Source organism: Photobacterium sp. GB-56, from assembly GCF_003026105.1.
Taxonomy (GTDB): Bacteria; Pseudomonadota; Gammaproteobacteria; order Enterobacterales; family Vibrionaceae; genus Photobacterium.
Genome location: NZ_PYNW01000012.1, coordinates 1 through 15,189 on the forward strand (window position 1 = coordinate 1; position 15,189 = coordinate 15,189).

15 protein-coding genes are annotated in these 15,189 nt (G+C 39.7%); 6 read left to right on the top strand and 9 right to left on the bottom strand.

Translation table 11 applies throughout. The annotated features are described in order from the left end of the window. Positions 1–216: 216 nt before the first annotated feature. Positions 217–702: a GNAT family N-acetyltransferase gene (locus C9J42_RS15315; protein ID WP_199189329.1), complete on the bottom strand. Its 486-nt coding sequence runs from the start codon at positions 700–702 to the stop codon at positions 217–219. Positions 703–1,127: 425 nt separating this feature from the next. Here C9J42_RS15315 and C9J42_RS15320 point away from each other — a divergent pair, with 425 nt between their 5' ends. After that, positions 1,128–2,378, top strand: a complete 1,251-nt coding sequence (locus C9J42_RS15320) for an MFS transporter (RefSeq protein WP_107302123.1) — start codon at positions 1,128–1,130, stop codon at positions 2,376–2,378. Beyond that, entirely contained in the window at positions 2,375–3,061 is a 687-nt protein-coding gene (locus C9J42_RS15325; RefSeq protein ID WP_107288121.1) for a peptidoglycan DD-metalloendopeptidase family protein, read from the top strand. Before C9J42_RS15320 ends, C9J42_RS15325 begins: the two co-directional genes overlap by 4 nt. Before the next feature lie 52 nt (positions 3,062–3,113). Here C9J42_RS15325 and C9J42_RS15330 read toward each other — a convergent pair whose 3' ends face one another. The 4 genes from C9J42_RS15330 to C9J42_RS15345 all read right to left on the bottom strand — a co-directional run bounded on the left by C9J42_RS15330 (position 3,114) and on the right by C9J42_RS15345 (position 7,470). After that, complete coding sequence (locus C9J42_RS15330; RefSeq protein ID WP_107302124.1) at positions 3,114–4,298, bottom strand: MFS transporter; 1,185 nt, start codon at positions 4,296–4,298, stop codon at positions 3,114–3,116. Between the two features lie 45 nt (positions 4,299–4,343). After that, a complete protein-coding gene (locus C9J42_RS15335) occupies positions 4,344–5,132 on the bottom strand; it encodes a helix-turn-helix domain-containing protein (RefSeq protein ID WP_107208720.1) in 789 nt (262 codons plus the stop codon). A 39-nt stretch (positions 5,133–5,171) separates the two neighbouring features. After that, positions 5,172–6,347 (bottom strand): PcfJ domain-containing protein, encoded by a 1,176-nt coding sequence (locus tag C9J42_RS15340; RefSeq protein ID WP_107208721.1) that lies wholly within the window; start codon positions 6,345–6,347, stop codon positions 5,172–5,174. A 346-nt stretch (positions 6,348–6,693) separates the two neighbouring features. Beyond that, positions 6,694–7,470 (bottom strand): helix-turn-helix domain-containing protein, encoded by a 777-nt coding sequence (locus tag C9J42_RS15345; protein ID WP_107208722.1) that lies wholly within the window; start codon positions 7,468–7,470, stop codon positions 6,694–6,696. Positions 7,471–7,682: 212 nt separating this feature from the next. Here C9J42_RS15345 and C9J42_RS15350 point away from each other — a divergent pair, with 212 nt between their 5' ends. Further along, complete coding sequence (locus tag C9J42_RS15350; RefSeq protein WP_107208723.1) at positions 7,683–8,855, top strand: MFS transporter; 1,173 nt, start codon at positions 7,683–7,685, stop codon at positions 8,853–8,855. A gap of 112 nt (positions 8,856–8,967) precedes the next feature. Here C9J42_RS15350 and C9J42_RS15355 read toward each other — a convergent pair whose 3' ends face one another. From C9J42_RS15355 to C9J42_RS15370, 4 genes are all read right to left on the bottom strand, one after another. Next, a complete protein-coding gene (locus tag C9J42_RS15355) occupies positions 8,968–9,621 on the bottom strand; it encodes a DUF2913 family protein (protein WP_107208724.1) in 654 nt (217 codons plus the stop codon). Positions 9,622–9,967: 346 nt separating this feature from the next. Continuing rightward, on the bottom strand, positions 9,968–11,158 hold the full coding sequence (locus tag C9J42_RS15360; RefSeq protein ID WP_107302125.1) for a Bcr/CflA family multidrug efflux MFS transporter: 1,191 nt from the start codon (positions 11,156–11,158) through the stop codon (positions 9,968–9,970). Between the two features lie 235 nt (positions 11,159–11,393). Beyond that, positions 11,394–12,089, bottom strand: coding sequence for a 16S rRNA pseudouridine(516) synthase RsuA (gene rsuA / locus C9J42_RS15365; protein WP_107247922.1), 696 nt, complete (start codon positions 12,087–12,089; stop codon positions 11,394–11,396). A 112-nt stretch (positions 12,090–12,201) separates the two neighbouring features. Next, positions 12,202–12,567 (bottom strand): hypothetical protein, encoded by a 366-nt coding sequence (locus C9J42_RS15370; RefSeq protein ID WP_107294657.1) that lies wholly within the window; start codon positions 12,565–12,567, stop codon positions 12,202–12,204. A 230-nt stretch (positions 12,568–12,797) separates the two neighbouring features. Between C9J42_RS15370 and C9J42_RS15375 the strand changes: the two genes are divergently transcribed. The 3 genes from C9J42_RS15375 to C9J42_RS15385 all read left to right on the top strand — a co-directional run bounded on the left by C9J42_RS15375 (position 12,798) and on the right by C9J42_RS15385 (position 15,171). Continuing rightward, a complete protein-coding gene (locus tag C9J42_RS15375) occupies positions 12,798–13,637 on the top strand; it encodes an isopenicillin N synthase family oxygenase (protein ID WP_107247924.1) in 840 nt (279 codons plus the stop codon). A 310-nt stretch (positions 13,638–13,947) separates the two neighbouring features. Beyond that, positions 13,948–14,442 (top strand): N-acetyltransferase, encoded by a 495-nt coding sequence (locus tag C9J42_RS15380; protein WP_107247925.1) that lies wholly within the window; start codon positions 13,948–13,950, stop codon positions 14,440–14,442. A gap of 165 nt (positions 14,443–14,607) precedes the next feature. Continuing rightward, complete coding sequence (locus tag C9J42_RS15385) at positions 14,608–15,171, top strand: LemA family protein (RefSeq protein WP_107302126.1); 564 nt, start codon at positions 14,608–14,610, stop codon at positions 15,169–15,171. Positions 15,172–15,189 lie beyond the last annotated feature (18 nt).

The following is a 15,189-nucleotide window of genomic DNA, read 5'->3' on the forward strand; positions in this document are numbered from 1 at the left end:
GTAGGTGCGCAAACATCAAAGGCTAGGAGGTAGCTCCTCCAATAAGAAGCCGAATATACGTACGCATCTTAACTTTTACTGATTTTTCACTTTGTAAATACGTGGATTCCATATACGTTTTGGGGCAAATATGAGTTAGCCTAGTAGCTAACTCAGTTGTGATCACCAAGCGATTCTGTCAGATTATGAAAGGTATTTTGATTTCTTGACCGTTTGTTAGTCGTACATTGCCCAACGGAAATACGGACGCTGACCATCCATCCGTTCAACTTCTGCGCCTAGCTTCTTATAGAAATTATGGGCTTTGGTGTTGTAGGGGCTAGCTGTCCATGAAATGTGAGAAGCTAACGACTTTCCTGCTTCAATTTTCAAAGCATGCATAAGTTCGGCACCATACCCCTTTGACCTATGCCGACCAACAACTAGCAAGTCATCAAGCCAAATAGATGGCTCACCTCGGAAGGAAGAATAGCGATAATGAAATAAGGCGAAACCCAGAACTTTGCCGTCGACTTCCAATAGCAAAGCGTGAGCAAACGGAACGTCGCCAAATAAGGTTCGTTCAATCTTGCCTTTATTTGTGGAGATTTCGCCGTTAAACCCTTTCATACTTCGGTCAAACTCAGCTTTATACCCAATAAGTTCTAGCAACTTACCGGAGTCTTTTTTGTTCGCTTTCCTTACGTTCACTCTGTTCTCCATAACTCAAATTTCGGGTTATCGGCTAACGCTTTATACGACTTTTAGCCGCCTTTAAAACACCTATCATGCAGCCTTTTCGATTACAGTTAAATTTTCCATCAATAAGTTAATGAAAGGTAATGAATATTAGATTGTATAAGGACACATATTTTTAAAACTTACTTCGAAACTCCCTCAGGTAACTATAGCTAAGGGAAACTTTCCGCCAAAAGAAGCTAACTCACTTAGCTTCTTACTAATGTAGACAGTAGATAACTCAAAACAAAACGGAGTTAATGGCAAGTGTCTGAATACGAATTACTTTCAGTTGCATGAGTTTGCTTTTTACCAATAATTGTTAAAAATTAATTTCAAAACTTAACGATAGTGTTTGCCAATTACCCCAAGAGAATTAGAATAGCGCGCATATTCACTGGGAGAATAAGATGCACAACCAACACCGCACCGCTCAACAGCTGCCCTTATTTACGCTTATAACGCTATACATCATTATCTTTCTTGGATCTGCCGGATTTTTTATTACGATCCCCGCATACGTCAGCTTATTTTTAACTGATCATTCGTTGGAATTTGCCAAGAGTATGCCAATTGAACAGCGTCGTATGTTGTTTGGTACAGTAATGTCTGCCGCCCCATTTATTTCGATGTTCTTTACCCCTTTTATTGCGCGTTTTGCCGATAAGTTCAGTCGTAAGACCGTGATTGCCATTTGTTTGATTATTGCAGCTATTGGTTTCGCCTTACCGATTTATGCGATTGTGGTTAGCTCGGTGATCATTTTGTTTGTCGGTAATATTATCAACAGCTTAGGCTCGGCAAGCCAACCTATTGCACAAGCGATTTTGGCTGATAACAGCAAAGGGAAAAACAAAGCAACATTGATGAGTTTAGTTGCTGTTGTTATGACAGCAGCCATGTCATTTGGCCCAGCACTTGGCAGTAAATTATCATCTAGTTATGGCGCTCAAGCACCATTTTATGCCTGCCTCGTCATTGCACTTATTAGTTTAATCTTGATGTTTGTGGTGCGTTTACCTGTTCAACACATTGTAAAAACAGAAAACCCTTTCTCGTTTGTAAAGCCGTTAAAACGTAGTCAAAAAGGCTTAATGAACTGTTTGTTTATCGTTTTTATTTGCCAATTTAGCTGGAGCCTCTATTTCCAAAACATTGCGTTTATCTTCCCGCAGAAATGGAATATTTCGGTAGAAAGTGCGTTCTACCAATACTTTATGATGGGAATTGGTGTCGTAATGATCCTTTCACTATTACTATTGCCACGTCTGATCTTATCGCGTTTTTCAGTTAATTCGGCACTACGTACAACAACAGCATTATCTGCCATTGGCATGTTATTACTTGCGATCACTCCAACCCCGACCTCTCATGTGGTTGCGATGATCTTTGCAGCATCCATGGTTGCGTTATGTTTTCCTCTTTACATCACTGCCCTTTCAGATCGCGCGAGTGATATCGATCAAGGTTGGGCTATGGCGCTTTCTAGTGCAATGGTTGGCTTAGCGTGGACATTAACTGGTTATTTGACTGCTATGATGGTCAATGTGCACTTATTATTACCAACGGGGATTGCTGTCATCGGCTATCTTGCCGCAATGGTGGTGGTACCAACGAAGAGCACGAATAAAAACACACAATCAGATTTGGAAGCAGCATGACACAAACGAAAACCCCTTTCGAAAATGTACTCAGTGCACATGAGTTTCATCCTGTGATACCCAAAGAATTACAATTCGGTACAGGATACGTTGTCGATTTAACACCAAGTAGTCATTTATGGCAGCAAGTAACTGACGAGCATACTTTCGCTGATGAAATCGTAAAACAAGCCATTGCCACCAATGCACAAATAGTCATTGGTCGATATGCTGAACACCGCTTGATTTATCAAGATAAAGAGAACTTTTCCGACTCTCCTAATCGCACTGTTCACATGGCGATTGATTTAGGCGTACCTGCTGGCGTTCCTGTTTATGCCCCACTTGATGGTGAAGTTTATGGTATCGCAAATCATGCAGCAAACGGTGACTATGGCCCTACTGTTATTTTAAAACACGTGCTCGATGGGCATGTTTTTTATACTCTTTACGGACATACAGCGACTGAGTATTTATCGCAATTAACTGTTGGTCAGCATATTAGTCGAGGCCAACAATTTACAGCTGTGGGTAACACGGAAGAAAATGGGGGGTGGGCGCCTCATCTGCATTTTCAAATCATCAAAAACATGGGTGATTACAGTAATGATTATCCTGGTGTGATTGATCCTGAGCAGTTTGATTTTTACCAAGATAATTGCCCTAATCCTAATTTAATCCTAAAACGTAGCGATTTAGATTAATCTGCATACATAAAAGCGCCTATTTGCCTTCAAGCCAATAGGCGCTTTTTATTTACGCTTTTGCCAACACGACTGAGTTATCATTCCACCAGCGTTGTACAGACATATTAAGTAATGCCATCGTTGTAAGTACACATGCCATCACCCATTCAACACTGGCTAAATGACTCACAATAAAGGTTAACGTAAAGATCCCAACCATTTGTAATGAGCCAAACAGTGCTCCCGTTTGTCCTTTATGCTTAGGGAATAAATACAGCGCACTGACAGCCACGACAGAGGTTGTTAAACCCGCGCCAAAACAATAGATACCCATGCCGATAATGATCGTCGCCATGCTGTGAAATACCACATTCGATAGTATCGTCAGCGCGCCAAGCAACATAAGACCACTTGCTGCTTTAATGATTCGCCCTTCTGTCGTGGTATATTTTAGAAAACGAATATAAAAAATACGCGCGCACAAACTACAACCAATTAGCAACAATGAAGACAGACCAAAATATTGCACAGGTAAATGGTATTGTTCATTCGCAATAAACGCCCCCATCAAATAAAACACCAGCGCACCACCATTCGCCATCACCATCATGATTAAATAGCGTAAGAACTGCGGATTAGTTGCAATCATGGAGTAATCACGAGCAACAACCCTTGGTTTTGTCGCATGAATATTCTTTTCTAAGTGGGTTTCTTTTAAACCTAAGACAATAACCACAAATAGCAGTACTGCTAACCCCAACATAAACCAGAAGCTACTATGCCAGCCAAAATGGCTTTCTAAATAACCACCAATAGCCGGTGTAGAGGCGGGTAAACACATAAATAAAATACTAAACCATGACATCACATCCACTAACTGCTCTTTAGTTAATGAGTCTTGCATTATGGTTCGGCATAATAAAAACAACGCCCCAACACCCATACCTTGTACGGCACGTCCAATAATTAAACCTGATAGTTGATCAGCGTGTAAACAAAGCGCTGAGCCGATGATAAATATCACCGCACCTAATATCGCGATAGGACGACGACCGAAGCGTTCTGCGACAGCGCCGCACACTAATTGACTTAAACCTAACGCAATGAAAAACGTGCTCACCGTTTGTTGTACTGCTGTCGATGACACATTCAATGCCTTAGACATTACAGGTAAGCTAGGTGCATACATATCAGAGGCGAAGAAATAGCTGCACGCCATTAATAAACTGATAGAAAGTAAACGTAGTAAAGACATGACAACAATCTCCTTAATTGATGTCATTATCTTAAACAGATGTGTTTAGTCTTGTTGTTGAACTAGCGACAACGAGTTGTGATTTTTCGCCAACTTCTGGCTAGCTTTGTGTTGTTTAAAACGATTAAAGGCATGAGAAAAGGCAGATAAGCTGTTGTAACCTAAATCTAATGCGATATCTGTATGCGCGACACCTGCGCGACTCAACTGCCATGCTTTTGCCATAACCAACTGCTGTCTTATTTCGCGAAATGGTTGATCAAATGTGCTGATAAATAAACGATTGAGAGTACGAGAAGATGCACCACAGTGCTCAGCAAAACGGTCTAAAGACAGTTTAATATCAGGTTCAATAGTCAGCGCTTCAATAATCGGCAACAAGCGTTTATCAATATCATGATTACTTTGATAAGCATCGCTCTGGTAATTTTGTTTCTTGAGTTGATCGAGAAATACCGCTAAATAATGGTGTTGAACATCGCTATTGCTGTCAGCACCTTGCTCACAGCCAATGTCTTGCGACTCAATTTCTGCCATCACCTGCACCATTAAGCGATTGGTCGAGATGATCGCCATCTCATTGTAAAAATGAGGAATAACATCTGGTGAAGCATGAATAATACTTAAGCTGGTATCTTTCAACACTTTCAAGTGATGACGGTGATTTAGGGGCACCCAAATAAGTTGTCCACTAACAGCCAGTATGCTTTTATCCTCTGTTCTAGCAATACCGCAACCTTGGTGGATATAAAAAAGTTGTACAAAATCGTCGTGAGAATGCGGTGCTTTTTCTTCTGTTGGGGCATAACGTTTTATCGAATGAAGTAACCGCATTGCTTTCCTTTAAGAGTAACCCAATAAATTCAACCCGTATTATGGCTTAGCTGACTTCATACTGTCTAACCAACCATAAACAGCCTCTAATGTTTCAGAAGATGGCATCCTATTATTACGGGCTTGGATTTGATCCACTGTATATATCCCACTAACTCGTCCATTAACGAAATAATGACGTTTTAAACCAATGGTAACACGCTCTGGCATGAACATTTTATAAACCAAATATTCGCCTTTAATGATCCGGTTGTGATAAATCGCCACACAGTGGTTTTGTTCAATCCCCTCTTGTTCAAGTTCTTGATAATCGCGAATAGGTACAATGTTGTTATTACCTTCAAAAGGGATCACGTAAGGCTTATTGGAATTAGCATCGGGCACAAAATTGATACTGTGTTGCGCCACCACCCACCTGTCGTGTAACGCTCGTAACTCTTCATAAGAAGTCACTGCATGAATACGCTTGATTGAATCAACATCTAATACGCGATAAGCAAGCTGGAAAACGTCAGATAAAATTTGATTAATTTGAAAACGTTCACGCTGATTGGTTTGCGCTATATGCCGTCCAAGCGGCGTACCTGTTAACGTTGGCCATTGCAGATAGATCTGCAAGGTTAAGTTAGTGATCGTTTTATAATGTTTAAACAGTTGAAACGACATCAATTCAGGATCGAGCAAGCGGTGAATAATAATCACAATCGAACGGGTTGAAAAATCACTCTCAATCCGATCAAGAAAACGCAATGCTGAACGACTCGAAGCTAAGCCAAGTTGAGTAAGGATTTCACGTTGACCTAATTCGCACAGTGCTAACACTTCATCTTGATCTAACGGATATTGTTCGCATACCAAATACAATAAGGTAGGACGTTGGAGTAATAGCTCTCGGGCTTTCTGACTCATTGCTGCAATCTTGAGCATGTACACCCCAAATTCAGCATAGCCTCGGGCTTTTTCAACTAAACCAGTAGGAATGCTATCTACCCATGCTTTCCCCCCTTCTAATGATTCGATGTGCTCAATATAGAATGAACAGCTCCCCTCTAACGGTTCCCGGTGCCCATCTGGGTATGCTCGATACATAGCAAGACAGTCATGCCAGTCATAGAACTCAAGCTGAAAAGGAAAAAAGGTTAAGGCTTCATCAAATGATAAAACTAACGGCGCTGAGTGATGAAACTCTTCGCGCTCAGCACAACAAGCAAGCATAAATATCCATATATGTCTGTTAGCCTTGAATAATGATTATCGTTATCTGCTCAATGTGTCTTGATATGAAAAACAATAATAACTGATAAATATATCATGCCTTAGCGAGATGAAGATTCAACTGCAAAACGACAAGGATGAGAACCTAGTACGGAAAATATATTAAATAATATGAAGGCGTTATTTATGTTCACCAATGGTAATTCTTTCGCAAAAATCAGGTCAAGGATGGCGTCAATTCAAACGATTATTTAAGTAGCTTACCTTATATGAATAACGTTTTTATTTTTTTGCTCGTCACAGTTAAGACCAAATAAAGCAGACAGTTTAAGAACATCGAAAATTGTTACTTATACTCTGTAATAAAATTAGAGGGTGTAACGCCAGCCTTATCATGAAAAAAACGAATAAAAGCACTATCACTTGAAAAATCTAGCCGATGAGCAATATCTGTCACTCGCCAATTTGATGACAGCAATTCAATAGCGGCTAATAAACGCCACTGTTGGCGCCAACTTTGATATGGCATACCCACTTCTTTATTAAAAATACGGGTGATGGTTTTTGCACTCGCTCCTACGATAAGGCTAAGTTCTGCTAATGATGGAGCAACAAACCCCTCATCATCAATATCAGCTAACCATGAGGATAAACGAGGATCGGCTGGAATAGGTAAATTCAAGTGACTATCTTTCGCAAGGTTGAGCTCTTCAATTAAGAGGTTCACCGAATTAACTTGCTCATTATTGGGTTTATCAAACGCCCAAAACGCCATACGCTCCATTAATGCCGACATTAAAGGATTAATATCAAATATTTTTAGTTCTCTCGGCAATTGTGGTTGTAAATCTTGGTCAAAATACAAAGAACGGTATTGCGTAACATTGGATGTTTGTGCTTTGTGCTCCACTCCTGCTGGGATCCAAGCTGCACGCATTGGCGGCAACACACACTTGACACCATCTAAACTAATGACCATGCAACCATGATGAGAAAACAATAACTGATCTTTGCTATGAGTGTGATAACCAGAATCATGCTCTGCTAAATCAGCAGCAAGCCCAACAACAAGACCATGATAATCATCAGCACAAAACTGATCTTCCATTCGAATATAAGCCATATTAGCAGCTCCTTTCTGCAACCTGTCCTTAAAGTGACATTTGTTGTTCTTATATTAATATTACACCACCCATGAACACTATATACTTCTCATCATTGAAATAACAGTCTCGCACTTCACGAATTAGCGATGGCAGTAATACGTATCATCCACTGAACAATATCGGTTTTTTGCCTTTCGTCGGTGGATGATCAAGCGTCAAAGAGGAAGTCATGAATAAAAAAACAATCTCGACATTATTAGCGATTTCGCTGTTAATGTTTCCACAGCTCATAGAGACGATGTATAGCCCAGCGCTAACATCGATTAAGAATCACTTTTCAGTAACCACCTCAGATGCAGCTCAAGCGCTATCGATCTTTTTTATGGTCTTTGCCGTTGGCGTCGTATTCTGGGGAACCATGTGTGATGTGATTGGACGTCGTTTATCAACCCTATTAGGTTTAGCAATTTGTATTGCTGCCGCACTATTTTGTTACTTTGCACCAACATTTCAGGGGTTACTTTACGGTTTTGGTGCGTGTGCTTTTGGTGCAGCTGTTGGCTCTGTATGTACCCAAACCATTTTACGAGATAGCTTTGAAGGCGCGAGTTTAGCAAGAATTTTTTCTATTGCTTCGACAAGTATTGGTCTTAGCCCTGTGATTGGTATGTTACTTGGTAGCTGGTTGACGGCTCACGGTGGCTATACTTGGGTTTTCGCAGCTATGGTGATCATGTTATCACTACTATTACTTTGGGGTGGCTTTGCATTACCAGAGACAAAACCAAACCACATTAAACGTGATAGCTTGTTTTTAGTGGCAAATAAAATGCTCCGTGACAGCCATATTTGGTATATCGTATTAATGATAGGGCTGGCAAATATTGCCCTGTTCTCTTACTACAGCATTGCACCATTTATGTTTGAACACTTAGGAGCTAGCGTTAAGTTTTTTGGTAATACGAGCTTTGTTTTAGCTGCTGGCTCAATTTTAGGTTCACTACTTAATATTCGTTTGATACGCCTACATATTCGCGGTGAACTCATCGTAATGTTATCGACATTAATGATGCTGACAGCTGGTTTAGGTGTTTACTTACTACAAGAAACTGTTTGGTTCTTCATTCCAATGGCATTGGTATCACTGTCATTTGGTTTAACATTACCTAACTTGTTAAGTACTGCTTTAATCAATTACCGAAACCACCTAGGAACAGCGGGTGCATTACTTGGCTTGTTCTATTACTTAATCATCGGTTTTGGCCTAGATCATGTCGCACATGTCGGCAATCTAGCATTAACATTACTGGTTTGTGGTGGTGGTTCATTTGTACTTGTACTATTAAAATTGATCACGGCAAAAGCCAATAAACAAACCAGTGAAAACGCAACAGCAAGTTAATCGACAAGTGAGTTGAAACTCACCGTAAAGTTAACTTCTCTTAACAAAAAAGCCGCATAAGGTCATCTTTTTAAAAGAGTCTTATGCGGCTTTTCTTTTTTTCTGTAAGCGATTAATTCGTCACAGTGGGTAATTCAGGTAAATGTGTACCAGCATTATCAGGATAAATCACATACTCACCGTGGAATTTCACTTTAGATTTGTAGTCGGTGATCTTAAACAGCAAGATACCTTGTTGGTAAGCCAAATCGATAAATTGCTGCGCATTACCACGAATATAAAAAGAAAGGGGTTTTATTAATGTACCCTGCTCATTCATCGCAGACTTGTATTGCGCAGCACACACCACTAATGATGCTTGACCATCGGTATGATGAGACACTTTGCGGTTCACTTCATACTCGTTAGTCACTAACCAATCTGCGGCTTCTACAACACGATAGAAATCATCTATTAGCTCAGCGGTAATAACCGTTGAATGACCATCAGCATCATTTAACGCACTAAGGGTATTTTTAATACGCTCAAATTGTACTTTAAGCTGCGCATTTTTGCCCATTGTGCGAGATTGTTTCTGCCATTGCAGTAATGTCTTAGACACACAGTGATCAAAACATTGTTGTTTGATCATCTTCGTCACCCACGCGCTTAAAAAAACCGTCTCACTGACCGGGTTTTTCTGGGTTTTACCAGACTCTTGCGCAGTAACCAGAGTTGATAACCCTTCCGTTACCACATGTAGAATTTCGTTATAAAAAGAAGTCATAATTTTAGAAAATCAAAAATAAATACGGCTAAAAACAAGCTTACGAATGTTTAACCAAGAACCAAGGTTCCTGTTAGAAATTTCCACTTATCGTACGCTACTGTCAGGTGAGATAGGTGGCAATAATAACGAGTTATACCCTAATAAAAAAGTAGCAATGTATTGAAAATCTTAGCTGGTTTTATCTATCAATTAAGATGGAATCAACCAACTAACTAACTAACACAGAATATTAATCTGCAAAATAAATCTAATTATTACAATTAACTCGGTTGATTATAATAAATACGCCAGAGAATCTTCTCTGGCGTACTTTTTTCAGCGACATCTGTAAAAATAAAATGCTTTATGCGTCTTTTGCTAAGAACCAGTAAAAACCCGCAGACAATACTGCACAAACGGCCATCGTTCCTGCCATTGGCCATGCCGTACTGTCTGGCATTAACGCAACAATACTACCGACAATAGATGCAACACCAAAACGGAATGTGCCGCCTAATGAAGAAGCCGTACCAGCCATTTGTGGATAACGTGCAAGTAAACAAGCCATAGAGTTACTACCAATAATCGATAGCACACCAACAAATAACATAACAGGGATAACAACGCCCCAGAGCCCGAAATTAAGCCATTGACCAATAACAATTAACGCACCGGCAAACAGCTGAATAACTAATCCAAGGCGTAACATCCAATGGGTGCCTTTTTTCCTTACAAAACGCCCATTTATACTGGTCATTAGGATTAAGCAAATGATATTTAAACCAAAGTAAAAGCCAAAGTTTTCAACACTTACACCATAAAGATCAATGTAAACAAACGACCCCGCCGTTAAGAAAGTGAACATGCCTGAAAATGAAAAGCCGCTACACAGTATCAAGCCGAGAACCACAGGATTAGACAGTAGTTTTATATAATTGCGGATAATAGATAAAAAGTGGAAAGGTATACGTTTTTCTTTTGGTAATGTTTCTTTAATTTTAAAAACAATAGAAAGTAAAACAATGACAGCAAAAATAGACAAAAACCAAAATACCGCACGCCAGCCAAACCATACCGATAAATGACCACCAATCATAGGGGCAAGTAAGGGGGCCACTGTCATCACCAAAGTAACAAACGACATAGTACGAGAAAACTCTTCACGCTCGAACATGTCACGTACTAATGCACTAATGATGACGGCTGCGGCAGCACCTGCAAAACCTTGTAAAACACGAATAACAGTCAGTTCTGTGATACTCGTACTCAACGCACCTAATACGGTTAAAACAGTAAAACTGATAGTACCGAGTAACAAAATTGGACGTCGGCCATAACTGTCAGCCAGAGGCCCATGAATCAATTGACCGAAAGCAAAACCTGCGGTGAATACGGTTAATGTAACCTGAACTAAACTGGGAGAAACTAAAAAGTCTTTGGCAATGTTCGGCATTGCGGGCAGGTACATATCAATCGCTAAAGGCGTAAGCGCAGCTATTGCGCCAAGGATCAATATCAATTGCAGGCTCAACCTTGGGCTGTCTTGCTGGTTCATAGCACCTCTTATGAGCTAATATTCCATATGAAGCTTATATTTTACGATAAAACACGTATACAGAACCTTTCTAATATGGAAAAGAGCTATTTCCTTTTCCGCATCCCCTTCGCTACACGTATTCTGTATTTATCTAATAAAATAAAAGGCATAAACAATGCAGACTAAAAACAAGTCTTCATATTTACGCCTATTATTACAGCATATAATTTATAAAATTAACATCACCAACTAATTATTTTAGAAATGATGCAATTTCTTCTGCTGTTAGTGGTCGGTACTCACCAGGCGCGAGATCTTCATCAAGCTCAACGGTACCAATACGCTCACGGTGTAAGCCAACCACTTTATTACCCATCGCTGCGAACATACGTTTTACTTGGTGGTACTTACCTTCAGATATTGTCAGCAACGCCTCACGCTCGCCAAGAATTTCTAATTTAGCTGGGCGTGTTAATTCTTTCTCACTGCGAAGTTGTACACCTGCTTCAAATTGCGTGATGTAATCTTCAGTGATTGGATCGGCCGTTTCAACAAAATAGGTCTTTGAACATAAATGACGTGGCGAAGTGATACGGTGAGACCATTGACCATCATCGGTTAACAACACTAAACCCGTTGTATCGCCATCTAAACGACCTGCTACGTGCATTTTCTCTGGGCTTACTTCATCAAACAAAACAAAAACAGTTGGATTGAAGTCATCAACATGAGAGCAGACGAAGCCTTCTGGCTTGTTAAGCATAAAGTAACGAGGACCTTGCAGCTTTAGCGGGCGACCGTTAAATTCCACATCGTTATCGTCACTGACTGAAAACGAAGCACTACGGACGATTTCGCCATCAACTTCAATCATTTTATCTCGAAGAAGTTTACCGGCTTCTCTACGGGTGATACCCAATGTGGTACCTAAGAATTTATCAAGCCTCATTAACTGGCTCCGCTAATTGCTACAAAAGAGCGGTATTATAAGACCAAATAACAAAGATGCATTAAAAACTTATTGCTCCCATCAAAGCGATAAATGCCTTATTGTCCTCATTTTACTCTGATTCGTAATGTACCTTGATGCTATTAGCCAACAAGGTAATGCTATTATCTTGCTCTTTTCTAACCGTTACCTTATCTGAGGTTATCACCACGAATTGATTTTTCTCATTGGTGAAAGGAAAGCTCACCGCTACATCACCTTGATAAATCGTTTCTAGTTTATCGCTATGAATATGAGCACTGGCGATTTTAACCGCTATACCACGCCGAATATGCATCACCACGTTACCGCTATAGGTTTGATAATCCTTATAACCTTGTTCATACTTTGACGAGATCGTAAATGGATTAATCGTACCTGCGAATATACTCATACTAATGAATAAGCAGGAACATAGTATTGCTAATTTCTTTTTCATCTTCTGCCTTCTCCATCATTTTTATCCTATTTTGTTAACAACTCCCTTAACCTTTACTTAACTGCACGCAAGATAAATACCACTATTATTGATTATTTCCTCTCATGGATACTATGTTTCTGAACTTTACCCGCCACATCCTTGTTACATCTTTGTTTCCAAAATAGAATATATGGCGCTCAGCTAAACGATTACTACAAATAAAAAGATACCGTTGGAGAATCATATTAATGAAACTGGAAGCAGTAGATTACACAGCAGATAATGCAAAGCAGCTTTTTGTCGAATCCTTACGAGAGACAGGCTTTGGGGTACTAAAAAATCATCCTATCCAACAAAAATTAGTCCAAAAAATCTATGATAAGTGGTATGACTTTTTTAATAGTGAAGAAAAAACTGCGTTTCATTTTAATGTAGAAACCCAAGACGGGCTGTTTCCAACCGACGTTTCAGAAACCGCCAAGGGGCATACCCAAAAAGATATTAAAGAATACTTCCACTACTACCCTTGGGGTCAGTGCCCAGCTGAACTTAAACAAGATATTCAACAGTACTATCAAGAAGCCAATGCGCTTGCGACAGAGTTACTAAGTTGGGTTGAACAATATTCACCTAATGAGGTTTCCGCTAAATACACTCAATCACTATCAAGTATGATTGATGGCAGTGAGAAAACATTGCTTCGCATCCTGCATTACCCTCCGCTGCAAGGCGACGAAGAGCTAGGCGCGATTCGTGCGGGAGCCCATGAAGATATTAACTTATTAACCATTTTGCCTGCTGCTAACGAGCCGGGGCTACAAGTTAAAGCCAAAGATGGTAGTTGGATTGATGTGCCTTGCGATTTTGGTCATTTAATTATCAATATCGGTGACATGCTACAAGAAGCTTCCGGTGGTTATTTCCCATCCACAACTCACCGTGTGATAAACCCAGAAGGCGCAGATAAAACAAAATCACGTATTTCATTACCTCTGTTTTTACACCCAAAACCAGACGTTATCCTTTCAGAAAAATACACCGCACATGAGTATTTAATGGAACGTTTACGTGAACTTGGTGTTATCTAATTTCTAAGACATAAAACACTAAGTGTAGAAATGGCTCTCGGCTTTGATCTCTGTTTTGATACTAGGGTTCGGTCAGTCGAGAGACTTCATAAAAAAATTATGAGGTTACAATCTAAAATATGAACATTTTTTCGTGTTTCTGGTCTCATTATCGAAGAGTTACAAATCTATTTATTATGCAAACAATCTATTATTAGCATATCGAACAATACATCATTTATTTTTTGATTACGTTTACATTCAGACTTTCAGATCTATAGTTCATTGATAGCTTAATTGGTTGTGTATAGATCTTACTTAGGGACTCCGTATGAAAATCTCGTTAACGAAACCTGTGCTTTCATCTCTTGATACTTTTCTCAATCTCATTGACGAATTATTTGCTTACGAAGCCCTACCGCAAAAGGTAGAGCAAACAGCAACAGCGGTAAAACAACTATTATCAACACCAGAGCTTGGGCAAGCTTGGTTTATTGAAGTTGAAGAAAATGGTGAGACCTGTGTCGCAGGACACCTTGTGGTGAGTTATGCCTTCAGCCTTGAACATGGCGGTAAAGTAGGGTTTATTGACCAATTCTATTTAAAACCAGAGTGGCGACAAAAAGGCATTGGCGCATCATTAATGCCGCAAGTTGAAGATCGTGTTATGAACGATGGTGTTAAAGCCCTATCACTGGAAGTAAATATTGGTAATGCGGGTGCTCGTACTTTTTACGAACGCCATGGCTTTGTGCCACGTCGCCAGTTCTGTGTTATGACCAAAAACCTTGCTGAAAAAACAGTGCCACTTCACGTCGCATCGTAACGGCCTCCCTTTACTTTATGTAAAAATGGATTGAACCATGTCTAAAGCCTTGCCATTCGCAGGGCTTTTTCGTAACCCCTTAAATATAAACAAGCATATCAATTAATTACGTGCTTATTTATAATGCTATATCATGTCTTTTCAATATAAATACCAAGGAATTTTATGGGTCTTTTCATCACTATCGGCGTTATTGTTATTATTGCCCTTGCCTACATCAGCCTACGTAACGGTTTAATTGGTAAAAAGAACCAAGTTGCCAATGCAGAATCAAGCATTGATGTAATGCTGAAAAAACGTTTTGACTTACTACCAAATTTAATTGAAACCGCCAAAGCATATATGCAACATGAAAAATCGGTATTAACGGAATTAACAGAACTTCGTAACCAAGCGGGCAATGCCACCAGCACCGATACAAAAGCAGCCTTAGACAAGCAAGTTAGCACTGCACTCTCTCATTTCCGCGTGGCTGTTGAAGCGTATCCAGAATTAAAAGCTAACGATAATATTGATACTGTAATGCGTTCCATGAATGAAGTTGAAGCTCAATTATCAGCAGCGCGACGTACTTTTAACGCATCTGTCACTAATTTCAATAATGCTGTAGAAATGTTTCCATCAAGCATAATTGCTAATCATATGAACCTAACAACATTACCTTTGTTTGACATTCCAGAAGTAGAGCGTCAAAACGTGAATGCTGCTGAACTGTTTAATAACAAATAACCCAACAATTAGGTTTCA

Coding starts and splice junctions, on each gene's coding strand:
- C9J42_RS15315 (WP_199189329.1), bottom strand. CDS start 702: ATGGAGAACAGAGTGAACGTAAGGAAAGCGAACAAAAAAGACTCCGGT.
- C9J42_RS15320 (WP_107302123.1), top strand. CDS start 1,128: ATGCACAACCAACACCGCACCGCTCAACAGCTGCCCTTATTTACGCTT.
- C9J42_RS15325 (WP_107288121.1), top strand. CDS start 2,375: ATGACACAAACGAAAACCCCTTTCGAAAATGTACTCAGTGCACATGAG.
- C9J42_RS15330 (WP_107302124.1), bottom strand. CDS start 4,298: ATGTCTTTACTACGTTTACTTTCTATCAGTTTATTAATGGCGTGCAGC.
- C9J42_RS15335 (WP_107208720.1), bottom strand. CDS start 5,132: ATGCGGTTACTTCATTCGATAAAACGTTATGCCCCAACAGAAGAAAAA.
- C9J42_RS15340 (WP_107208721.1), bottom strand. CDS start 6,347: ATGCTTGCTTGTTGTGCTGAGCGCGAAGAGTTTCATCACTCAGCGCCG.
- C9J42_RS15345 (WP_107208722.1), bottom strand. CDS start 7,470: ATGGCTTATATTCGAATGGAAGATCAGTTTTGTGCTGATGATTATCAT.
- C9J42_RS15350 (WP_107208723.1), top strand. CDS start 7,683: ATGAATAAAAAAACAATCTCGACATTATTAGCGATTTCGCTGTTAATG.
- C9J42_RS15355 (WP_107208724.1), bottom strand. CDS start 9,621: ATGACTTCTTTTTATAACGAAATTCTACATGTGGTAACGGAAGGGTTA.
- C9J42_RS15360 (WP_107302125.1), bottom strand. CDS start 11,158: ATGAACCAGCAAGACAGCCCAAGGTTGAGCCTGCAATTGATATTGATC.
- rsuA (WP_107247922.1), bottom strand. CDS start 12,089: ATGAGGCTTGATAAATTCTTAGGTACCACATTGGGTATCACCCGTAGA.
- C9J42_RS15370 (WP_107294657.1), bottom strand. CDS start 12,567: ATGAAAAAGAAATTAGCAATACTATGTTCCTGCTTATTCATTAGTATG.
- C9J42_RS15375 (WP_107247924.1), top strand. CDS start 12,798: ATGAAACTGGAAGCAGTAGATTACACAGCAGATAATGCAAAGCAGCTT.
- C9J42_RS15380 (WP_107247925.1), top strand. CDS start 13,948: ATGAAAATCTCGTTAACGAAACCTGTGCTTTCATCTCTTGATACTTTT.
- C9J42_RS15385 (WP_107302126.1), top strand. CDS start 14,608: ATGGGTCTTTTCATCACTATCGGCGTTATTGTTATTATTGCCCTTGCC.